Raw genomic sequence first — 20,634 nt, 5'->3', positions numbered from 1 at the left:
CCACACTCGACAGCCACCACGGCCCGTTCACCACCGCAAGCGCTGGTCAGCCGCAGCCACTCCGGGATTCGACCCTCTCGCCAGCCCGTGCCGACCGGTGCTGCGCCGCACGATACCAACGCGCCCAGCAGTCAACAGGGTCCACCAAGATCTCGCACGTCACGGAAAACGCAGTCACTCGATCGAGCGACTTGCGGCGGAGGACCGCGACGCTGCGCCGATTAGTACGACATAGGTGCAACTCAGCGCGTTCGACAATGCCGAACGGGCACCATTGGCGGCCGGAAAACCATTTCTTAGACTCGTGGCACGAGTCGGCCGACGGCGCTTCGTCATCGTGCACCGGCCGCACCTGCGGTCGTGGCGAGCTCGCATAGCGGGAAAGGCAATCGAAAGGATCGATCAGCAGATGTCGAGAACCCGGTTCGTGGTCATTGACCGGCAAGCCCCAGCGCGGGCCGCGACCGCCTCCTCGGCCAACAAATCATCGCGCATGCCGCGGAACGCCAAGGGCGTTCGGATCTCCGCCGAGGCTTGGCAACGGCGCTAGCGCCCAGGCTGCACTCCGGATCCGCGAGTAACGTAGACTGAGTTCAATAACGCAACTTAGGTGGAAAGCGCACTACTCGGGGGCAAGGAGCAACCTGATGGCCGACAACAGTCCCATCCTCATCACCGGTGCCGCCGGAGCCATCGGCGGGGTGAGTCGCACCGCCATCAAGCTGCTGCGGGAACACGATCTCCCGGTGCGGGCGATGGTGCGTCGCGATGACGACCGCGCGGCGACGCTGCGCGACATGGGAGCCCAAGTCGTCGTGGGTGACCTCACGCACCCCACCGACGTGGCCGAAGCGCTCGACGGTGCCGGACGGATGTTCTTCAGCATGGCCGTGTCACCGGACTACCTGGAGGCGGCCACGGTCGTCGCGACGGTGGCCCGTGCGGTCGGCGCGCTCGACGCGCTGGTCAGCATGTCGCAGATGACGGTGTCGCAGATGACCGCGACCAGCGTCGGGGAATCCCACCAGCAGCGCCTGCACTGGTTGTCCGAGCAGGTGCTGGACTGGTCCGGGCTCCCGGTGGTCCACGTCCGGCCAACCGTCTTCCTGGACAACCCGCTGTTCACCACGCTCGCCGCGCGATCCATCACCGACAGCGGAACCATCCGGCTCCCGTTCGGCACCGGGCGCACCTCACCGGTCGCGGCCCGCGACGTGGCCCGCGTCGTGGCGACCGTGCTGCGGGATCCGCAGCCGCATCGCGGGAAGGTCTACGAGCTGACCGGTCCCCGCACCCAGGACATGACCGGTATCGCCGCGGAGTACTCGCGCGCACTGGGCAAGCCGGTGTCCTATGTGGATGTTCCGTTCGACGAGTGGTCCGACGATGTACTCGCAGCCGCGGGATTCTCGCCGCACGTCGAGGAGCACATCGCCACCATGACACGCCTGCAGCGCGAGAACCGCTACGACCGGTTCACCCGCGACGTCGAACTGGTCACCGGGCAGCCCGCGCAAACCATCGAGGAGTTCGTCGCCGAACGAGCCGCCCTGTTCACGCCCTGAGCGCCGCAGCTGCGCAGAATCATTTTGGCTAGCAGCGAAATCAGCTGTGCGGGAAATCGGGGCCGCGCAGCCGGTCGAGGCACGTGGCCGTCGATGTCACGCCGCTGCCCACGGGGATCGGCACCTCGCGATCGGCCTGGCTGTTCACGTCGATCCGTTGGTCGGCCAAGACGACGCCATCGGCGTCCAGCACGAACAAGTGGACCTCGCCCGGACCGTTCACGGCCAAGCGCGCGTGCACCGCGCCGGGCCGGGCCTCGACGCCGGTGAGTCGCGTTGCCGCGTCCCCGGATGGCGCGGCACCGCCCAATGAGGTCCGCAATCGCACGGCCTGCTCGACGGAATGCAGGGGTCCACAGAGGACAACGCGTCGAGGGGAAGCACGGTGGTCCGCATATCCGCCCGCGCGCGGCTCGGCCGCGAGTGCGACCCCTGGTGCGGTTGCCTCGCCCGGCCCTTGGCGGTTGTCGGCATCCCTGGCGTAGCAGTGCCGACCAGCGCCGCTGGTCGCCAGGCTTCGTCGTCCGGATGTGCTCCGACGAAAAGAACTCCTAGATCCTGAGCGGAATTCGGCTGCGCGGAAACCACGGGCGCGAGCAGCCCAGCGCCCAACGCCGCCACCAGCACAACTACCGAACCACCGCGTCGAACTGCTGGCACCGCAACCTCTCCCCGCCCGAAACGATCATGCTCCGCCGAGAATGGCATGAACGAAATCGGGGTGCACCCCAGAACACCGCCGAGTGCACCCCACTGGTCCCACCTGACACTGACGTGACCGGTGCGGGGCTGGTCAGGTCGCCGCTCCCGTCGTGCTGAGGGACGATTTCGGCATCCGTTTCGGGGGGTGATCCGGCTCCGAGCCGTTCGTGGTCGTGAGTGCGGAACCGGGCTCCAGGCCACTTTCGCACTCACGACCCGCCCAGCACGGCCCGCCGGACCCGAACCTGACCGAAACCGGGGGGCCGACATGTCCACTTCGGACCACGCAACCAGCAGTGACGACGTTCGGCTGAGCGAGCTCGGCTACACCTCCGAGTTCCGCCGGGAGATGAGCCTGTGGGCGAACTTCTCGCTCGGATTCACCTACCTGTCGCCCGTGGTGAGCACCTACACGCTGTTCGGAGTCGCGCTGGCCACCGGCGGACCGCCGATGATCTGGAGCTTCCTGCTCGCCGGGGCCGGGCAGTTCCTGGTCGCCCTGGTCTTCGGCGAGATCGTCGCGCAATACCCGCTGGCTGGCGGGATCTACCCGTGGGCGCGGCGGCTGTGGGGCAAGCGCTGGGCGTGGATGTCCGGCTGGGTCTACCTGATGGCGTTGCTGGTGACGATCACCAGCGTCGCCTACGGCGCCGGGCCCTACATCGCGCTGCTGTTCGGCTTCCCGCCCACCGTGATCAACAACGTGCTGTGCACCATCGCGCTGATCATCGTGGCCACGCTGATCAACTACGGCGGCACGAAGGTGCTGTCGATGGCGGCGATCATCGGCTTCACCGCCGAACTGCTCGGCGCGCTGTTCGTGGGAATCTGGTTGCTGACCACGCACCGGTACCACGGCCTCGGGGTGCTCTTCGACGACTTCGGCACCGCCGGGACCGGGTCCTACCTGCCGGTTTTCCTGGCGGCCGGGATCATCGGCTTCTACCAGTACTACGGCTTCGAAGCGTGCGGCGACACCGCCGAGGAGGTGCCGCAGCCGGGCCGCAACGTGCCGAAGGCGATGCGGCGCACCATCTACATCGGCGGCGCCGCGGCGACCTTCGCGTGCCTGACGCTGCTGCTCGCGGTGCCCGACTTCGGCAAGGTCATCTCCGGCGAGGACCCCGATCCGCTGATCAACGTGCTCAACAGCGCGTTCGGCGCGCCCGGCGCGCGAGTCGTGATGGCCGTGGTGCTGATCTCGTTCCTGTCCTGCACGATCAGCCTGCAGGCGGCGGCCGGTCGGCTGACCTACTCGTACGCCCGCGACGAGATGATCATCGGCTTCAAGGTGCTGCGCCGGTTCTCCCACGCCCGGCACGTACCGCCGTACGCGCTGCTGCTGGCCGGGGTGGTGCCCGCGCTGATCGCGGTGGGTTCGCTGGTGTCCACCGACGCGCTGACCAAGATCGTCTCGTTCGCGATCCTCGGGATCTACCTGGCGTTCCAGATGGTGGTGTTCGCCGCGCTGCGCGCCCGACTGAAGGGTTGGCGGCCGACCGGCGAGTTCAACCTCGGCCGGTGGGCACTGCCGGTCAACGTCCTCGCGCTGGCCTACGGTGTTGGCGCGATGGTCAACATCTCGTGGCCGCGCACGCCGGAAGCCGCCTGGTACGACAACTACATCGTGCTGCTCTCCGGCGGCATCGTCATCGCGATCGGCGTGGTCTACATGTTCACCACGCACCACTACGGCCGCAGCAACGCCCCGGCCGGTGATGCCGTACCGGTCCCCCAGCCGTGATGCCGCGCCCCACCTGACTCGAACCAGTCGAACAGGACGTTTTGCCCTAGCCCGATCCGGATCAAGTTGAGAGTTTCGCGATGCGGACACCAGACCGGATGCCCGCAGGCGTCGATGGGGGGCGACGGGCATGATGCGGAGTTCTGCTGATCAGCTCGGCGGAATCGCGCTGTCGGTGGTGCGGATCGTCGTGTCGTTCATGTTCGTGCTGCACGGCGCGGCGACCCTGTTCGGCGTGCTCGGTGGCGCGTTCGGCCAGCAGGGCGCGGCCGCGCCGATCGGCCAGTGGCCGTCCTGGTGGGCCGGGCTGATCCAGTTCGTCGCTGGCGGGCTGGTCCTGCTCGGCCTGTTCACCAGACCAGCCGCGCTGCTGTGCTCGGGTGCGATGGCGTACGCGTACTTCAGCGTGCACCAACCCCGCGGCCTATTCCCGATCCAGAACGGCGGGGTTCCGGCCGCGCTCTACTCCTGGATCTTCCTGCTGATCGCGGTGTTGGGTGCCGGTCCGTTCGCGCTCGATGCGTTGCGCCACCAGCTCCGGCAGCCTCCCGAACGAGTCGAGGCGCACACGCGCGAGCGGTGAGCTGCGCGGGTCATGCGGTGGCCACTTCGACGGCGGTTTCCGAGCGGTTGTCGCGCACTGCGTCGAGGTAGTCGGCGATGGCATTCCTGTTGCGGGTGAGGAACCGGATGCGTTCGGTCATCCGATCGCGCTCGTGTTCCAGCGTGGCGATCATCTCCGGCGTCGCGTCGGAGAAGTAGATGATCCGGGGCTTGTCGAGGCAGGGCAGGATCTGCTTGATGATCCGGGTGGGCAGCCCGGCGTCCAGCAGGCCCCGGATCTGCACCACCCGATCCACGTTGTACTCGTCGTACTCGCGGTATCCGTTCGCGGAGCGGCTGGGCAGGATCAATCCCTGCTCCTCGTAGTAGCGCAGCAGTCGGCGGGACGTGCCGGTGCGCTCCGACAGCTCTCCGATTCGCATGGCTCGACCTCAACCTTCACGTCCATGTGATGGTTGAGGATACGCGACGGCATGCCACCCTGCGGGCCGCTGGTCCGGAGTCCGCGGGTCGGCGGCACCATTGATCAGACCGTATTCTGGCCAACCACCACTGGGAAAGGTTCGATACATGCAGTTGGCTCTCACCGGTAAGACGGCACTGGTCACCGGGTCCACGCAAGGCATCGGAGCAGCCATCGCCGCCTCACTGGCCCGCTCCGGCGCGCGAGTGGCGATCAACGGCCGCAAAGCCGAAACCGTGGAGGCGGCGATGCGGGGGATTCTCGACGAAGTGCCCGAGGCCCAGTTGATCCCGGCCGCCGCCGACGTCGCGACCGAACAGGGCGCCGCCCAGGTCGTCGAAGCCGTGCCGGATGTCGATGTGCTCATCAACAACCTCGGCATCTTCGGCGCCCAGTCCCCGCTCGACATCACCGACGACGAATGGCGGCGGTACTTCGAGGTGAACGTCCTCGCGGCGATCCGCCTCACCCGCGCCTACCTGCCCGGCATGGTCGAGCGGGGCTGGGGCCGCATCCAGTACATCGCCAGCGACTCGGCGGTCGTGATCCCGGCGGAGATGATCCACTACGGCATGTCCAAGACGGCACTGCTGGCCGTTTCCCGCGGATTCGCCAAGGAAGCGGCCGGAACCGGCGTCACCATCAACTCCGTGATCGCCGGTCCCACCCACACCGGCGGCGTGGAGGGCTTCGTCTACGAGCTGGTCGACAAGAATCTGCCGTGGGACGAGGCGCAGCGCGCCTTCATGCGCGAGTACCGGCCGCAATCGCTGCTCCAGCGCCTGATCGAGCCGGAGGAGATCGCCAACCTGGTCGTCTACCTCAGCTCCGAACAGGCTTCGGCCACCACCGGCGCGGCGGTCCGAGTCGACGGCGGCTACGTCGACTCCATCCTGCCCTGAGCACCGAACTCGTTCGGCTTGGCGGTGTTTGGATGAGAGGCTGTCGGCATGACCGGACCAGACCCGAAAGCGGTTCTGCACAAGTACCTCCAGTACGGCCGGGAAGCGCTGCTGTGGAAGCTCGACGGGCTCTCGGAATACGACCTCCGCCGCCCGCTGACGCCGACCGGCACCAACCTGCTGGGACTCGTCAAACACGTGAGCGGGGTCGAGGTGGGGTACTTCGGCGAAACCTTCGGACGGCCGTTCGAGCAGCCATTTCCGTGGTTGGCTGACGACGCCGAACCGAACGCGGACATGTGGGCGACCGCTGACGAGTCGCGCGACGACATCGTCGGGCTGTACCACCGGGCGTGGGCGCACTCCGACGCGACGATCGACGCGCTCGCGCTGGATGCGGCCGGTCGGGTGCCGTGGTGGCCGGACGACCGCAACGAGGTCACCCTGCAACAGATCCTGGTGCACGTGATCGCCGAAACCCACCGCCACGCCGGGCACGCCGACATCGTCCGGGAACTCATCGACGGGACTGCCGGGCTGCAGCAGGGCAACGACAACATGGCACCCGGCGACCAGCAGTGGTGGGAGAACTACCGCGAAAAGCTCTCGCGCGCAGCGCGAGTAGCCGCCCAGCGCTGACCAATCCGCCCAACCAGCAACGAAACCGCAGCGAACTGTCCAACAAGAAGATCGCGGTCGTCGCTGGAAACCAATTGCATGAAGTCGGGTCATCGCGAGGCGGACAACGATGAGTCTCCGACGCTGCCGAGGTCAGTACCGGCGACATATCGACTGCATGCGGAGGACGACATGGCACTGGACCTCTTCGTCGGCATCCCCGTCACCGACTACGCCACGGCGTTGCCGTGGTACGAGCAGTTCTTCGGTCGGCATCCGTCGTTCTTGCCGAACGACATCGAGGCGGTGTGGGAGGTGGCCGAGCACCGATACGTCTACATCGTGCAGGACCCGGAACGGGCGGGGAACGCCCTGGTGCTGTCGTTCGTCGACGACCTCGACAACCGGATCGCCGAGATCGCCCGGCGGGGCATCGAGCCCGCGAAGCGCGAGACTTACGACAGTGGCGTGACCAAGGTGACCTACCGGGACGCGGAGGGCAATGAGATCAGCTTCGGCGGCGGACCGGGCTGACGCCAACTGCCGAGCTCGTGGGCGTGGCCGTAGGCCGAGTCAACGGCTAGCGCACCGGCCGGAAATCGGTCAGCGGTGTTCGCGCACCGGTCGTCGGACGCGCAACGCGTCGGTGTCCAGGCGTTCCTCGATCAGGTCCAGCAGCGAATCGACTTCCTCCCGGTCGTAACCGCCGTCGGAGTCGGCCAACTCGCGGAAGGCGACGGTCTGCACGTCCTGCGAGGTCAAAGTGTCCTTGCCGCGCAGCGTCGCCTCGACGCGGTCCAGGAAGTCGTCTACCTCGTCCTCGTCGTAGCCGGGCTCACCCGGCGTTGCGGTGCTCAGCACGAGGTTGCCGATCGCGTCCGCGGTGAGTTGCGGGGTCCCGGTGCGCGATTCGCGCCGGAAGGCGCGGGCGATCGGCATGCGCTGCGCGGGGACGAGCTGCTTCCGGGAGGCCAGGTGCTTGATGCTGGTGGCGACCATGACGAGGAACGCGACGACGCTGGCCTCCTGGTAGCCCGGTTTTCCCGGTCCGGGCGGGTTGAACCGGACGCTCAACACCTCTTGAGCGGTCAGCGTGTCCTCTCCGCGCAGCGTCGCCTCGACGCGGTCCATGAACGCGTCGACCTCGGCCTTGTCCAAAGCGGGCTGCTGCGGCGCGGCGCCCTGGAAAACATCGACGTGCCCGGATGGGACCAGTTCAGCGACCGGCTCGACCGCCTCCGGGGGCCGGTACGCGACCCGCGCCGGTCGGGTGCGGACCGGTCTCCGCCCCCGATCTCCGCCGGACTCCCGGACCTCGCGCTTCATCAGGGTCAGCGCGACCTTGTCGAGAAACGCGTCGACCTGCGTCTTCTTGTAGGCGTGTCGGCCCGGTCTGCGCGGGCTGAACTCGACCGCGAGCACCTCTCGTGCGGTTACCACACCGCGCCCGGACAACGCCGCCGCGACGCGATCGAGGAAATCGTCCACCTCGGCTTCGTCGTAGCCGCGTCCGCGTCGCCGGGTCCTGGCGAACACGACGTCGTGCACTTCGTCGGGGGTGAGCATCCGCATGCCTCCAGCCAGTTCGCCTGCTCTCGGACGCATACCCGGCGCACGCCGGACCCCGACTCGCCCGTTCTGCACGGATCAGCTTGCCCAAGCTCCGACGCCAGATCAAGCCCTGTCCGCTCGAACGCCCGAACCGGCCGGTGCACCACCGAACTCGGCACGAGTACGGGTTTTCACCCGGCGCGCCAGATTACTGGACGATTGAATTACCCGTTCTCCTCCAACAGTTGCGCAGTACTGTCGGACACCGATAGCATGCGGTGCGTCTCACAACATTCCGTAGTCGCGCTTTCGGCCAACCGGCTGCTACTGTGACTTCCGACTGGGCCGATCGGGTAATGAGTTTCGGTGCGGCTCAATGTCTTGCACCGAATGGTTCGGAAAATGACATGTTCATTTATCCTGCATGACATTTTGATTATTCCCCCGGGCCGCACGCTGAACAATCGTGCATAACGTTAGCGGTGACATTGCAGACGCTGAGTTTGACTCGCCGGTGACGAGCAGGGAGCAGGACGCGGTGCGGATCCTGCTGCTGATCGATGGTGCGGCTGACCCGCTTCCTGCCCCGATCGCCGAGGACTCGGCCTTGGTCGATGCCGTCGGCGTGGTTACCGGGCAACTGCGGTTGCAGAAGTTGGATTTCTGGCTGCGCAGCCCGGATTTCCTGGCCGACGAGCTACTCAACGATTACGAGCGCACTTGTGAGCCGAGACTGCTGGAGTTGGCCGGGCAGATCCTGGATTCCGAGGAACCCGAAGTACGCCGATATCCGATGCTGCGCCACCACTTCGGCGCCTACGAACCGCTCGACGACGCGCTCGCGGTGCTGCGCAGTGCCGGACTGATCGTGCGGCGTCGCCGAGGCCGCCTGGGCCACACGATGCGGCACGACTACTACCTGCTCGCGCGCGGTCGCGAGGTCGCTCGAACCGTCATAGCCCAGGCTCCGGCGTTCCGCTACTACGTCGAGCGCGTGCAGCTGGTGCTCGACCTGGCCGATGGGCGAGGCGGGAACCAGCTGAAGAACCGCCAGTACCTGCAGATCGAATACGCGACCGCGGCGCGTGGGACGCGGATCGCGAGCATCACCGACCGGGCTCGCGGGCGGCTTGCCCAGCTCCGAGCCGCGGTCCATGTCGCATAGGAGGTCGGCATGAGCGGCGTGGACTTTCCGGACGCCGAGCACCCAACCTCGCTGGTGGCCGAAATCGCCGCAGCGGCCGAGATTTCCGAAGACGCGGTCGCGGCGGTCTTCGCCTCGCATGGCATTGCGCTGGCCCATCATCCGACGTGGCGCCGGGTGCGGGTGCACCGGCTCCGGCTGCGCGGCGGAGCGGATGCCGAAGATGCCTTCGACCGAACTTTCCGCATCGACGCCGATTTCACGGTCCTGGTCGCGTCCAGCCTTCGGGACAAGACCAGCCTGCTGGAGATCATCACGTGGTGCCTCCGCGGATCGCCGAGCGGCCTGCGGGCGGAGGTTCGGCGCTGGTTGTCGGAGGTCGAACTCGACGTCACCATCGGCGGACAGGCGGTCGGATTCCGGCTTTCGCTGCACCAGGGCGGTCTGGTCAGCGGCACGGTGTTGGCGGCCGACGATTTCGCGCGGCTCGACGACCACGGGGTTTCGGTGCTGCTCCGGGCCTGCGACGAGGACGACTTCGCCGCGCAGGTCGCGGACTTCATGCTCGACCGCCTCGATCCGCCGGACGAGGATCAGCAGACGCCCGCGCACTACTCGTCCGGGCCGGACGAGCCCCACATCGGCGACCGACCGACGCCAGGCCTGGCCGGACGGCTGCTGCACGTTTTCCTCGAACATCCCACGACAACAGTGCTCGCGCGGGTCAAGGCCGCGCGTGATCTGCTGCGTGCCGAGATCGGACAGCGGCACGAGCACATGACACGAGCAAAAGAAGATCGTGCACGGGTCCAGCAGGCGCTGGCAGCGACACAGGCGAAACTCGATCAACTCCGCCGGGCAGCCTCTGGTCGATCACTGACCGACCTGGCGGAGACCGCCGCGCTGCTGGCGAGGCAAGTGGCCGAAGCGGAAGAGGAGTGGAGTCGCCGCAACCGGGCCTACCGCATGGCACGCCAGCAACGCCAGACGGACGAGAAAGTCCTCAACGACACCAAGGAGAAGGGCGTTGCCCGGCTGCTCTTCCACGGCCTGCAGCCCAGTGCCTGCCCGCGCTGCGACACTCCGATCACCGATGAGCGGCTGCGGGCGGAACGCGAGGGCAACCGGTGCGCGGTGTGCACGAGCGAGATCGTCGTTGAAACGACGGATGGCCGAGATGTCGAGGCCGTCGCGCAAGCGCGGTTGGAGGCGAGCCGGGCGGCCGAGGAATTGGCGCTGGCGGACCTGGAAGCCGCCGAATCGGCCCTCGCCCGGCTGGGCGCCGAACTGGCCGAAGCGCAGGAGCAACTGCGCATGGCCGACCCCGCTGAGCCGGTGCACGCGGCGACGTCGGCTTCGACGTTCGTCGTGGTCCGCGGTTTTCCGCCGGGATGGTGCTGTTCATGACCGACCTCGCCGAGCAGTTGGCCGCGGGCGGTCCGACCGAGCTGGCGGGACTGGACGCCGAGTCGGTGCTCGCGGACGTCTCCGAAGTCGCTGCTGGTCCGCTGGCACCGGTGCTGGCACAGGCGTTGATCGAAGCGGCAAGCCGCGATGTCACCGGGTGGCGGGCCGCGCTCGCCAACTTCATCGACGGCCTCACCGCTCAGCAAAGCCTGCTGGCGCTGGCCAGCAGCGTGGACAAGCTGCTCTCCAGTCCCGTGGCGGTCGAGGCGCACGCCGCGCGTCTGCACGACGTCTTGCTGCGGGATCTCGTGACCATGATCGAGTCCAACCCGTCGGTGGCGGCCGGTCGGCTCGAAGGCGCCGTGCGCCTCGCCGTCGCCGACGCTGTCCCGCCGTTCACGGTTCTGGGCCAGCTCACCACGCTTCCGCAGCACACCACGGAGGAGTTCGTCGAGAGCCTGCCCCGACTCGTCGGTGCCGCGATGGACCGCTGGGCGAGCGAGCCCACCATCATCGCCCCGCTCCGGAGCACCCTGGACCGGCTCCGGCACGCCGCTGCCGCAACCGTTGACGCGGCCTTCGAGTTGGCGTGCGACCACCTGAGATCAGCGCTCACCGCGACGACCATGCCCGCGGTCATGGACTCGCTCACGTCCGCTCGATCCCGCTTCGCCACCGTGGACGCCGCTGAGGAAGCCCGTCATGACGCGAAGGCGCATGCCGCTGCCTGCGACGCGATTCTCGCGTTCGCCGCGCAGGACCAGGCGCGTCTCGGGGATGCCGCCGACCGGCTCACCACGGCGCTGGACCAGCGGTCGGCGTGGTTGAGCGGCTTGCACCAGCCGTCGTGGCTGCGGCCCCGGCGGGCGGCGGAATTCGCCTGGCGACGGCTCGTGCTGCTGCTCCAGGCCGCGTCCATCCGCATCTCGGAGACGATCTGGATGGACGTGTGGGAAGCGCTCGGTGCCGTTCTGGAGGTTTACACGCAGGCACGAACCTCGCAGCCGCTACCGGGCGTGCGAGCCACGCCAGGACTCGCCGTCGTGGTCGAACCCACCATCGAGAACGCCATTCTCCGCCAGCAAAGCCTGCTCGCCGCGCTGCGCCGATCGGTCACCGAGTCGTCCAAAATGGACACCCCGCCACTCGATGCGAGCACGGCGGAACTCCTCCTCACCCGCATCGAGGCAGCAGCCGGGAACCACCAGACCAGCCGCGAGCGGGCACCCGAGGATGGCGATCCCCACCAGCCGGACACCGGCCGACTGCACCGGTTGGCCCCCGCGCTGGTGCGCGCCCTCGGCGAACGCCAAGCCGCGAACCTGACCGCTGGGATCAGCGATGACGACCTGAACATCCTCGACGGCGTCGTGCACAGCGGCGATCTCGCCCGCTCCAGCACGGCGCACCCCGTGCTGGATCCGCTCCTGGAGAGCCTCCTCGGTCAGCTGGGCGAGTCGCCGCAGTTCACCAGCCAGGTCCGCGCCACCTTCGGGTTGCTGCTCGAACAGACGCTGCGGTTCCTCTTCAGCCGCGCGGACCTCACCACCAAGACGTGGGGACTGCACCGGCGGAAGGACTACGACTACCGCCGCCTGCTGGGAAAGGGCGAGCGCCGCCCGCTCGAAGAGGATCTGCAGCAGGACTACTACCAGTGGCTGGCAACCGGACAGCTCGGCGGTCTGGTCACCGTCGAGGCGACCGACATCGCGATGGGGCGAGCAGATGTCATCACGACGTTCGGCTCGATCCGGTACGCGACCGAGATCAAGCGCGAGCTGACCGACGCGTCGCGCACCAGGCTGGCGGCGAAATACCTGCACCAGGCGGCCGAGTACAGCAACACCAACGTGCCCTTCGGCCAGCTCCTGGTGCTGGACCTGACGCCGCATCCGCAGGGCACACCGCGCATCGACGAATCGGTGTGGCTCACCCGCCACCGCCCGCCCGGCGCCACCAACGATCGCGCGGTAATCGTCGGCGTCGTCCGAGGAAACCGCCCCACCCCGCACGACCTGTCCAAGCGCGCCCGGTGACGGCCCAGGCCCGGTACGCGACCTTCGGGACTGGTCCCGCGTCGCGCGGCTAGCGTCGTGCCAGGCGTCCCGCTGGTCCTCGAACGCGGCCCCGATCGGCAGCCCGGCCCGGTTACGGTTCGGCTTCTTGGCGGGGTTGGTGCCCGCGACCAGCAGCTGTTTGGTTTCATGCTCGTGGGGCTGAGATCAGGACCGGCCCGGCGCCTCCGACACCGCGCACCGCGCTGTCCGCCAGACACCAGGAGTTCCGCATTGGAAGGCAGTACCGACCCGGCGTTCCCGTCTCAGCACGAGGTGGCGGACCTGCTGCCGGAGTACGAACTCGCTCCGCTGCCGCTGAGCCAGACCAACATGAGCCAGGTCTACCCGGCGGTCGAGCCGCGGTTGTACAACCGCCGGGTCGCGGTGAAGGTGATGGATCGCAACCTCGCGGAGGACACCAGGTTCCGGGAACGGTTCCTCCGGGAAGTCCGGGTGCTGTCGACCCTGTCGCACCCCAACATCGTCGAGGTCTACACCGCCTCCACCCCGAATGCGGACCTGCTCTACCTGGTCATGCCCTTCGCCGACCACGACCTGCAGAGGTTGCTCAACGACGGCCCGCTCGACCTGTCGACGACCGTGCACATCATCGGTCAGGTCGCCGCCGCGCTGGACTACGCGCTCGACCACGGCGTCGTGCACCGGGACGTCAAGCCGGGCAACATCCTGCTCACCGGCGCGGCGCGGCACGTCTACCTCTGCGACTTCGGCATCGCCAAGGAGCTCTCCGGCGAAAACCTCACCAAAGCCGGGGAGTTCTACGGCACTGTGCACTACGCACCACCGGAACGGCTCAGCGAGGCCGACAGCGACGATCCGGCGCTGGATCGGCGTGGCGAGGTCTATTCGCTCGGTGCTCTGCTGTACCACTGCCTGACCGGTCAGCGGCCCTTCGACTTCGCCGACATGAGCGCGGTGGTGGCGGCGCAGCAGCGCGGGGACCTGCCACGGGTGAGCGAGCTGCGGGACGGCCTGCCGGAGGCGCTCGACCACGTGGTGCGCAAGGCGCTGGATCCGAAACCCACCAAACGCTACGCCAGCTGCACGGAACTGGCCGAAGCGCTGGCCGCCGCGGTGGCGACGCAAGGCACTCGGCTCAGCTGGGCCGATCAGGTGCAGCAACGGCTCACCCGAATTTGGCGGACGAATCGACGACTGGTGGTCTCCGCTGCGGCGGCCGCGCTGGTGGTCGTCCTGACTGCCGTCATCGTGCCCCAACTCGGCACCGACGTGGGCGACGAGCCGAGCGACGACCTGTTGGCGCGCATCCCCGCGGGATTGCGCGCGAGCTGCCAGATCGCCGACCCGGCAACGGGTGCACCGGCAGCATCCGACGTGGTGTCCTGTTCGGACGGAAGCCAACAGGTGACGTTCAGCCTGTTCGACCAATTACCCGACATGGACCGGTCCTATGCCGACGCGCTGAACCGGGCCGAGGTGTCTCGCGGCAGCGGGGACTGCACCGTCGCGGCTGGGGCGGAGCACCGCTATCCGGGCGCGGGCCCGACGCTCGGCCGGGTGCTCTGCTACTCCCGCGATGGCAGCACTTCCGTGGTGTGGACGGACAACGCGGCGCGCACGGTGGCGCGCGCCAGCCGCCGGGACATCGACGACGTGGGCTTGGCGAGCTCGTGGGCGACGTGGGTCGGACTGCCGAGTTTTCCCACTGCTGAAGAGAAATCGCTGATCGACCTGGTCGGGCTGGAGAACTGCCGCCGGGCACCCAGCGGTGGCCTTGAGTCGTTCCGCAACGTGCTCGCCGCGATCGACTGCCCTTCGCCGGACGACGGTGCCAACACGATCTCCTACTACCGGTTCGCCGATCTCGACGGGCTCCAGCACACCTACAACAGCCACGTCAACGAAGTCGGCGCACCGTCGGAGGTCTACTGCGGCGACGGCGCCGCGCGCGGCTTCCTCGGCAACAACCGGCTGGACCTGCGCAGCATCGAAATAGGCGGACTGCTGTGCTACCGGGGACCGCAGGACACGCCGGTCATCGAATGGACCATCGAGCCGCTGCTGCTGATGACCCGAGGCACCGGCGCGGAACCGGAAGCGCTCGCGAGCTGGTGGCGGCAGTACTACGGTTTCGAACCCTTCGCGGGGCAGGTCATCGAAGCGATCAACGCGAACGCCAAACCGGCCTTCCCGACCCCGCAGGAACAAGCGCTGCTGAACCGCATCCCCGAAGCGTCCAGAGTGGACTGCATGCGGCCGCCGCAGCAGCAGATCGAACTGAACGTCCAGGACCAACCGGTCGCCGCGGTCGTGTGCGGGCCGACTCGGGGTGCTGGCATCGTGTTCTACTACCAGTTGCCCGACACCGCGTCGATGAACAGCAGCTACGAGTGGAACACCGACATCACCGGACCGGACTGCAACACCGGACCGCCGGACTTCCGCGGCAACGCACCGTACGCGCGCAACGGCACGACCGGGCGGCTGTCGTGCGCGATGAACGACACCGGCAACCCGTTCCTGATCTGGACCGACGACCAGCAGAAGATCCTGACCTTCGCCTTCAAGGGCAGCGACCCGCCGGTGCTGCTCGACTGGTGGCGATCGCAAGCCGGACCGATTCCGGGCTAGGCCCCCAACCGGCCACTGCCACGCCGAGCAGCGCGGTTCCCGATTGCGGCGGCGGGTGGGCGCGCTGTGGCCAACGGGTTGGACGAACTCGCCGTCGGTTGTGAAGCCACCGCCCACTTCGCCGCCAGAAACGAATGGCACTGACCGGCGTTAGTCCTGGGCGCCGTGATGCACGGCCTCGATGTTGTGGCCGTCGAGATCGCGCAGGAACGCCCCGTAGTAGCCGGGGTGGTACTCCGGCCACTCGCGCGGAGCGTGCAGAATCTCGGCACCCGCCCGCACGGCGGCCTCGTGCACCGCGTCAACGGCCTGGCGGTCGTCGGCGCGGAAAGCCAGATGCAGTTCCCGGGTCTCGGTGCCGGTGGCGCGACTGAGCCAGAAGTCCGGAATGCCGACCGGGCCGGATAGGCCGACGACCATACTGTCGCCGTGCGGAAACCGCACCACCTCGCGGATGCCGATCGGGGCGAACGTGCGCAGGTAGAAGGCAAGCGACGCCTCGACGTCGGCCACTTGAACACCGATGTGATCGATCATGCCGGGAAGATACCCACGGCCACCGACAACTCAGCGCTGCCGTACTAGTCGTCGGCGTCGCCGAGCTGCTCCAGGTCCGAGGGCGTCAGCGTGGCGTTGCGGAGCAGCACCTGGATCAGCTTGTGGTTCAACGCGTTGCCGAGCGGCTCGGGCAGGTCGTCGCGGGTGATGGCGAGTCGGCGGCGCACCGGGGCGACCGTGTTGGCCACCGTCTTCTCGGTCCACTTCTTGCCGCTGGGGAGCCGGTTCAGGGTGTCGGCCACCTCCTTCCACGTCGCGGGCTGGGCGTGCCGTTGGCCGTGCAGGTACCGCTTCGCGAGCGCGGTCAACACCAGCCGCTCCGCTTCGCTGAGCTCGTCGGTCTGCGGGATCGCCGTCGGGCTGTCCGGCTCGACAGCGGGATCGAGGCGTTTGGCGCTAATCACGCGAACTTCCAGCAGGTGCGTCCGGCTGGCCGGATCGCCGATGAACAGCGGGAGGTAGCCGTCCGGCACGGGCATCTCCTGCCCGGACAGCAGCAGCGCGTCGCCGGGCAACTGGATCGGCAACTTGCCCTCGTTGCGCATCCACCACTCACTGCCCTGGCACGTGAGCACGCCCTGGCGGCGGCTGACGCGGGAATCGCCGATCCCGATGGGCACGTGCACGTTCGGCGTGCCGCGTCCGAAGAACAGCTCGAACCGCCGTGGCGGCACGGCGTAGCCGCCCTCGTCGGCCAGCACGAAGATGGTGCCCGGCGGTGCGGGCGGCATCGGCTTTTCGCCCGGCGGTGGCTTCGGCACCCCGGCGGCCAGGCCGCGCACCCAACCTGGCAGTACCTGCGGGACGAAATCCTGCACCGCCACGTCGCGTTCCTTCCTGCCAAGACGAAACCGCCGCCAATTATGCGACCGCACCCGGCCGTTGCCGCACGCACCCGCGTGCCGCGCGAGGAGGGGTCCCGCGGCTGCTCCGGGATGATCGGGATCGACAACGGGACCCGCGCGTCTGGAGGGCACCATGAACAACGATCGGAGCGTCTCCGCGGTGGTCTGGGTGCTGGTCGTCGGCGGGGTGCTCGGATTGTGGCTCTGGCTCGCGCCGTACTTCTGGACGAATGTGCTGTGGGGCGTGCGATCCGCGCTGTTCGTGCTGGTGCCGCTCGCCGTGCTGGCCGTCGTGGTGATCGGGCTGGCCGTGCTCGACGAGGAACGCGGCTGGTCGGGCGCCGGATGTCTGGCCACGCTGATCGGCATCGGCGGTCTCGCCGCGCTGGGGTTCTGGGCGTTCGGCTACCACAGCTACGCCCAGGCGCGTGACTACGCCAGTTCGGTGCACGTGGTGGACCAGCAGGTGCCGGAGTTGGGGCAGCGGGCGCCGTTCCCGGTCGCACAGGCGCAGGCGCGGCCTAACCTCGGTGACGCGCCGGGTGATCTCGTCAACGGCACCTACCAGCCGCAGCACGACGAGTTCACCAGCCTCGTCGAACGGCGCGGGTGGTTTTCCGGCTACCAGGTCGCGTTGACCCAGAACATCCCGCTCACCGGCCGAGGCACCGGCCGGACCTGCGAGTTCGCCGCCGAAGCCGACCGCCGCATCGGCGGCTGGTGGTGGCACAACCTGGGACGGCTGATCGGGTCGCAGCAGCGCGGGGTGCTCTACGACGCCGCCGACGTCTACGGCTACTGCGACGGCGACACGCCGAAGGTCGTGGTGCCGCTGGTGCGCCAAGTCGGCTGGCTGGTGGTCACCGAACGCCCGGCCGGAGTCGCCGTCTACGACGGCAAGACCGGTGCGGTCACCTTCCAAGACACCGCCAAGGGCCTGCCGGGAAACTCCTACCCGCTCAGCCTCGCCAAAGCGCAACGCGAATCCACCCACGCGCTGGGCGGCTTCTGGGACTGGGTGTGGAACCGGGCGGGCTGGGACACCGACGAAGACGAGACCAACTCCGCCAACAACGCCGAGTTCGCACTGCCCACCAAGGACAACCGCACTGTCTACACCACGTTGCTCACCGGGCGCGGCTCGGCGACCTCGATCAGTGCACTGTCCACTGTCACCACCGAGGCCCAGGGCACCGAACTCGCACCGCTGACCGTGCACCGGCTCAACCCGAGCTGGGTGTCGCCGGGAGCCATCGACTCGCGCATCAAGGCCGACTACCAGGACCTGCCGAACTGGCAGAACTACAAGGTCCTGGAGGTAGCGCCGATTTCCGGGGACCGGTGGGTGGCGTCCATCGGCAACGACCAGAACCTGCTCTACCGGGTGCAGGGCACCGGCAACCTCCAAGGCGACCAGGCGACCTGCCTCTACCGCGCGGACAACTCGCTGATCCGCTGCGGCTCGGTGGCCGACCAGAACGGCAACAGCGTTGGTACCGAGTACGGAACCGGCCAACCCGATGCGGGCATCCCAACCGACCTCGGCCAACTGACGGACCAGCAACTCGCCGACCTACAACGCCGGGTGAGCGAAGAGATCGGCAGGCGACTCACCGGAACCGGCTGATCCGCCAACGGCCACCCGCCGCACCTCCCGTTCGGGTGGTCTCCCGCTGGTAGGTTTTGCCTATCGGTCACAGGTAGCTGCGGATGTGGAGGCGGTATGGACGCGCGGCAGCTCGAATACTTCCTGGCGATCGTGGACCACGACGGGTTCGGGCGGGCCGCCCGCAAGCTGCACCTCGCGCAGCCCTCGCTCTCCCAGGCCATCGCCGGTTTGGAGCGTGAGCTCGGGGTGCCGCTGTTCCACCGGATCGGCCGTGGCGTGGTGCTCAGCGACGCGGGTGCCGAGCTGGTCGCCCCTGCTCGGCAGGTGCTGCGGGATCTGCGCACCGCGCAGGCCACCATGGACTCGGTGAAGGGCATCCAGCGCGGCCGGGTCGAGCTGGTGACGATGCCCTCCCCCGGCATCGAGCCGCTGGGTGCCCTGACCCGGATGTTCGCTCGCCACCACCCCGGCATCACCCTCAGCGCCGAGGCCGCTTTCACGCCGGATGAGGTCGTGGCGAAGGTGCGCCAGGGCGCATGCGAGCTCGGGCTCGTCGGGACGTCCGGCCCGCTGCGACCGCCGGGTGTGGACGTGCTGCCGTTGGAGGACCAGGTCTTCGTGCTAGTCGGCTCACCCGAAGCCGACCTCCCGGACGAAGATCCGGTGCCGCGTACCGCCCTCGGCGGCACTCGGTTGATCGTCTCGCCGCCGGGCAGTCAGATGCGCCAGATCGTCGACGACATCCTCGCTTCGGGAAGCGATCTGCAGATCGTCGCCGAGGTGGCGCACCGGACCTCGATCCTGCCACTCGTGCTGCAAGGTGTCGGGCTGGCCGTCCTCCCCGCCGCGTGGGCGCCGCTGGCGCGCCGCGCGGGAGCGCGCACCGTCCGCATCGACCCACCCGCGTACCTGCACGTCGCCCTGCTCAGCAGAGCGGCCCCGATGACGCCTGCGGCCAGCGCCTTCCTAGCCACCGCACGCACCTACACGCCGGTCGACCACCTCGCCTGACCAGCGCGAACTGCTCTGATAGGCCATTCCTATGCGCCGCATTGGCAGCGCTTGTTGGACACTGCGGCGACCTTCGGGCTTCACTCGATTCACCCCCGAAGACCAACCGAGGAGTGGCGTCGATGACCGCAGCGCGCACCTTCAAGATCGCCGCGATCCCCGCTGACGGCGTTGGCGTGGAGGTCGTGGCCGCAGGCCGCGCCGTCCTCGACTCGCTCGCCGCCGATTCCGGGGGCGCGTTCGCCTTCGACTGGACCGAATTCCCGTGGGGATGCGGTTACTACGAGAAGACCGGACGCATGATGGACGACGACGGACTCGACGTGCTCAAGGACTTCGACGCCATCTACTTCGGTGCGGTCGGCTGGCCCTCGGTCCCCGACCACATCAGCCTCTGGGGTCTGCGGCTGAAGATCTGCCAGAACTTCGACCAGTGGGCGAACGTCCGCCCCGTGCACTTCCACCCCGGTGTCGTCTCCCCGCTGCGCAAGGCCGACCACACCGAACTCGACTGGATCGTGGTCCGGGAGAACAGCGAGGGCGAGTACGCCGGGCTCGGCGGGCGCAACTTCGCCAGCCGCGGGCCGGGCAACGAGGTGGCCGTCCAGTCCGCGCTGTTCACCGAGTCAGGCTGCGAACGGATCATGCGGTTCGCCTTCGACCTGGCCCGCACCCGGCCGCGCAAGAAGGTCTCGTCGGTGACCAAGAGCAACGCCCAGCAGTACGGAATGGTGCTCTGGGACGAGGTCTTCGCCCGCGTCGCCGCCGACTACCCCGACGTGGCGACCGAGAGCGTGCTCGTCGACGCCATGTCCGCCAAGTTCGTGCTCCGGCCCGAGGACCTGTCGGTCGTCGTCGCCTCGAACCTCAACGCCGACATCCTCTCCGACCTCGGATCGGCGCTGGCTGGCAGCCTCGGATTGGCCGCCAGCGCGAACCTCAACCCGGAGCGCCGCTTCCCGTCCATGTTCGAACCCGTCCACGGCTCAGCACCCGACATCGCCGGGCAGGGCCTGGCCAACCCCATCGGCGCGATCGGCAGCGCGGCGCTGATGCTGGAGCACCTCGGGCTGAACGACGAAGCCGCGCGCGTGCAACGGGCCATCGACGCCACTACCGGATCCGGCGTGCTGACCGCGGACGTCGGCGGCAACGCCAAGACCGAAGAGGTCGTCACCGCGATCATCAACAACCTCGGGCACACCAAGCCGTAGATCCGCGGTAGTCCTGAGTGGACTCCTGACCGGCGCAGCTGCAGTTCTGCCCGCTCCAACGTGAGAC

General features: G+C 68.2%; 18 protein-coding genes. 13 read left to right on the top strand and 5 right to left on the bottom strand.

What is annotated here, in order from left to right:
• Window positions 1-647: 647 nt before the first annotated feature.
• Window positions 648-1,565 (top strand): NmrA family NAD(P)-binding protein, encoded by a 918-nt coding sequence (locus MOQ72_RS01420; protein ID WP_242179923.1) that lies wholly within the window; start codon window positions 648-650, stop codon window positions 1,563-1,565.
• Window positions 1,566-1,605: 40 nt separating this feature from the next.
• Here the strand turns inward: MOQ72_RS01420 and MOQ72_RS01415 are convergent, their stop codons facing one another.
• Window positions 1,606-1,893, bottom strand: a complete 288-nt coding sequence (locus MOQ72_RS01415; protein ID WP_242179922.1) for a hypothetical protein — start codon at window positions 1,891-1,893, stop codon at window positions 1,606-1,608.
• Window positions 1,894-2,535: 642 nt separating this feature from the next.
• Between MOQ72_RS01415 and MOQ72_RS01410 the strand changes: the two genes are divergently transcribed.
• On the top strand, window positions 2,536-4,011 hold the full coding sequence (locus MOQ72_RS01410) for an APC family permease (protein WP_242179921.1): 1,476 nt from the start codon (window positions 2,536-2,538) through the stop codon (window positions 4,009-4,011).
• Between the two features lie 133 nt (window positions 4,012-4,144).
• Complete coding sequence (locus MOQ72_RS01405; RefSeq protein ID WP_242179920.1) at window positions 4,145-4,594, top strand: DoxX family protein; 450 nt, start codon at window positions 4,145-4,147, stop codon at window positions 4,592-4,594.
• A 10-nt stretch (window positions 4,595-4,604) separates the two neighbouring features.
• Here the strand turns inward: MOQ72_RS01405 and MOQ72_RS01400 are convergent, their stop codons facing one another.
• Window positions 4,605-4,997, bottom strand: coding sequence for a MerR family transcriptional regulator (locus tag MOQ72_RS01400; RefSeq protein ID WP_242179919.1), 393 nt, complete (start codon window positions 4,995-4,997; stop codon window positions 4,605-4,607).
• A gap of 148 nt (window positions 4,998-5,145) precedes the next feature.
• On the opposite strand from MOQ72_RS01400, the gene MOQ72_RS01395 reads away from it, so the two are divergent.
• From MOQ72_RS01395 to MOQ72_RS01385, 3 genes are all read left to right on the top strand, one after another.
• Window positions 5,146-5,940, top strand: a complete 795-nt coding sequence (locus tag MOQ72_RS01395) for an SDR family NAD(P)-dependent oxidoreductase (RefSeq protein ID WP_242179918.1) — start codon at window positions 5,146-5,148, stop codon at window positions 5,938-5,940.
• A 48-nt stretch (window positions 5,941-5,988) separates the two neighbouring features.
• Window positions 5,989-6,579, top strand: a complete 591-nt coding sequence (locus MOQ72_RS01390) for a DinB family protein (protein WP_242179917.1) — start codon at window positions 5,989-5,991, stop codon at window positions 6,577-6,579.
• 171 nt (window positions 6,580-6,750) lie between these two features.
• Window positions 6,751-7,092 (top strand): VOC family protein, encoded by a 342-nt coding sequence (locus MOQ72_RS01385; RefSeq protein WP_242179916.1) that lies wholly within the window; start codon window positions 6,751-6,753, stop codon window positions 7,090-7,092.
• 69 nt (window positions 7,093-7,161) lie between these two features.
• Here the strand turns inward: MOQ72_RS01385 and MOQ72_RS01380 are convergent, their stop codons facing one another.
• Window positions 7,162-8,130: a DivIVA domain-containing protein gene (locus MOQ72_RS01380; RefSeq protein WP_242179915.1), complete on the bottom strand. Its 969-nt coding sequence runs from the start codon at window positions 8,128-8,130 to the stop codon at window positions 7,162-7,164.
• Window positions 8,131-8,623: 493 nt separating this feature from the next.
• On the opposite strand from MOQ72_RS01380, the gene MOQ72_RS01375 reads away from it, so the two are divergent.
• The 4 genes from MOQ72_RS01375 to MOQ72_RS01360 all read left to right on the top strand — a co-directional run bounded on the left by MOQ72_RS01375 (window position 8,624) and on the right by MOQ72_RS01360 (window position 15,330).
• Window positions 8,624-9,274: a hypothetical protein gene (locus MOQ72_RS01375; RefSeq protein WP_242179914.1), complete on the top strand. Its 651-nt coding sequence runs from the start codon at window positions 8,624-8,626 to the stop codon at window positions 9,272-9,274.
• A 9-nt stretch (window positions 9,275-9,283) separates the two neighbouring features.
• Entirely contained in the window at window positions 9,284-10,660 is a 1,377-nt protein-coding gene (locus tag MOQ72_RS01370) for a hypothetical protein (protein WP_242179913.1), read from the top strand.
• Window positions 10,657-12,696 carry a hypothetical protein gene (locus tag MOQ72_RS01365; RefSeq protein ID WP_242179912.1) on the top strand — a complete coding sequence of 680 codons (2,040 nt, stop codon included), beginning with the start codon at window positions 10,657-10,659 and terminating at the stop codon, window positions 12,694-12,696. Before MOQ72_RS01370 ends, MOQ72_RS01365 begins: the two co-directional genes overlap by 4 nt.
• Before the next feature lie 252 nt (window positions 12,697-12,948).
• A complete protein-coding gene (locus tag MOQ72_RS01360; RefSeq protein ID WP_242179911.1) occupies window positions 12,949-15,330 on the top strand; it encodes a serine/threonine protein kinase in 2,382 nt (793 codons plus the stop codon).
• Between the two features lie 150 nt (window positions 15,331-15,480).
• Here MOQ72_RS01360 and MOQ72_RS01355 read toward each other — a convergent pair whose 3' ends face one another.
• Together MOQ72_RS01355 and MOQ72_RS01350 are read right to left on the bottom strand one after the other, a co-directional pair.
• Window positions 15,481-15,867: a VOC family protein gene (locus MOQ72_RS01355; RefSeq protein WP_242179910.1), complete on the bottom strand. Its 387-nt coding sequence runs from the start codon at window positions 15,865-15,867 to the stop codon at window positions 15,481-15,483.
• A 44-nt stretch (window positions 15,868-15,911) separates the two neighbouring features.
• Window positions 15,912-16,712: an FHA domain-containing protein gene (locus MOQ72_RS01350; RefSeq protein WP_242179909.1), complete on the bottom strand. Its 801-nt coding sequence runs from the start codon at window positions 16,710-16,712 to the stop codon at window positions 15,912-15,914.
• A gap of 154 nt (window positions 16,713-16,866) precedes the next feature.
• Here MOQ72_RS01350 and MOQ72_RS01345 point away from each other — a divergent pair, with 154 nt between their 5' ends.
• The 3 genes from MOQ72_RS01345 to MOQ72_RS01335 all read left to right on the top strand — a co-directional run bounded on the left by MOQ72_RS01345 (window position 16,867) and on the right by MOQ72_RS01335 (window position 20,567).
• A complete protein-coding gene (locus tag MOQ72_RS01345; RefSeq protein ID WP_242179908.1) occupies window positions 16,867-18,360 on the top strand; it encodes a hypothetical protein in 1,494 nt (497 codons plus the stop codon).
• A gap of 96 nt (window positions 18,361-18,456) precedes the next feature.
• Window positions 18,457-19,353 carry a LysR family transcriptional regulator gene (locus MOQ72_RS01340; protein ID WP_242179907.1) on the top strand — a complete coding sequence of 299 codons (897 nt, stop codon included), beginning with the start codon at window positions 18,457-18,459 and terminating at the stop codon, window positions 19,351-19,353.
• Window positions 19,354-19,475: 122 nt separating this feature from the next.
• Window positions 19,476-20,567, top strand: coding sequence for a tartrate dehydrogenase (locus MOQ72_RS01335; protein ID WP_242179906.1), 1,092 nt, complete (start codon window positions 19,476-19,478; stop codon window positions 20,565-20,567).
• Window positions 20,568-20,634: the final 67 nt, after the last annotated feature.

It is taken from the genome of Saccharopolyspora soli, from assembly GCF_022678645.1.
Classification (GTDB): domain Bacteria; phylum Actinomycetota; class Actinomycetes; order Mycobacteriales; family Pseudonocardiaceae; genus Saccharopolyspora; species Saccharopolyspora soli.
Note: the sequence above shows the minus strand (reverse complement) of the source record. Positions and strands in the feature narration are given on the sequence as shown.

Coding starts and splice junctions, on each gene's coding strand:
- MOQ72_RS01395 (WP_242179918.1), top strand. CDS start 5,146: ATGCAGTTGGCTCTCACCGGTAAGACGGCACTGGTCACCGGGTCCACG.
- MOQ72_RS01420 (WP_242179923.1), top strand. CDS start 648: ATGGCCGACAACAGTCCCATCCTCATCACCGGTGCCGCCGGAGCCATC.
- MOQ72_RS01355 (WP_242179910.1), bottom strand. CDS start 15,867: ATGATCGATCACATCGGTGTTCAAGTGGCCGACGTCGAGGCGTCGCTT.
- MOQ72_RS01400 (WP_242179919.1), bottom strand. CDS start 4,997: ATGCGAATCGGAGAGCTGTCGGAGCGCACCGGCACGTCCCGCCGACTG.
- MOQ72_RS01405 (WP_242179920.1), top strand. CDS start 4,145: ATGCGGAGTTCTGCTGATCAGCTCGGCGGAATCGCGCTGTCGGTGGTG.
- MOQ72_RS01380 (WP_242179915.1), bottom strand. CDS start 8,130: ATGCGGATGCTCACCCCCGACGAAGTGCACGACGTCGTGTTCGCCAGG.
- MOQ72_RS01370 (WP_242179913.1), top strand. CDS start 9,284: ATGAGCGGCGTGGACTTTCCGGACGCCGAGCACCCAACCTCGCTGGTG.
- MOQ72_RS01335 (WP_242179906.1), top strand. CDS start 19,476: ATGACCGCAGCGCGCACCTTCAAGATCGCCGCGATCCCCGCTGACGGC.
- MOQ72_RS01365 (WP_242179912.1), top strand. CDS start 10,657: ATGACCGACCTCGCCGAGCAGTTGGCCGCGGGCGGTCCGACCGAGCTG.
- MOQ72_RS01390 (WP_242179917.1), top strand. CDS start 5,989: ATGACCGGACCAGACCCGAAAGCGGTTCTGCACAAGTACCTCCAGTAC.
- MOQ72_RS01345 (WP_242179908.1), top strand. CDS start 16,867: ATGAACAACGATCGGAGCGTCTCCGCGGTGGTCTGGGTGCTGGTCGTC.
- MOQ72_RS01340 (WP_242179907.1), top strand. CDS start 18,457: ATGGACGCGCGGCAGCTCGAATACTTCCTGGCGATCGTGGACCACGAC.
- MOQ72_RS01385 (WP_242179916.1), top strand. CDS start 6,751: ATGGCACTGGACCTCTTCGTCGGCATCCCCGTCACCGACTACGCCACG.
- MOQ72_RS01410 (WP_242179921.1), top strand. CDS start 2,536: ATGTCCACTTCGGACCACGCAACCAGCAGTGACGACGTTCGGCTGAGC.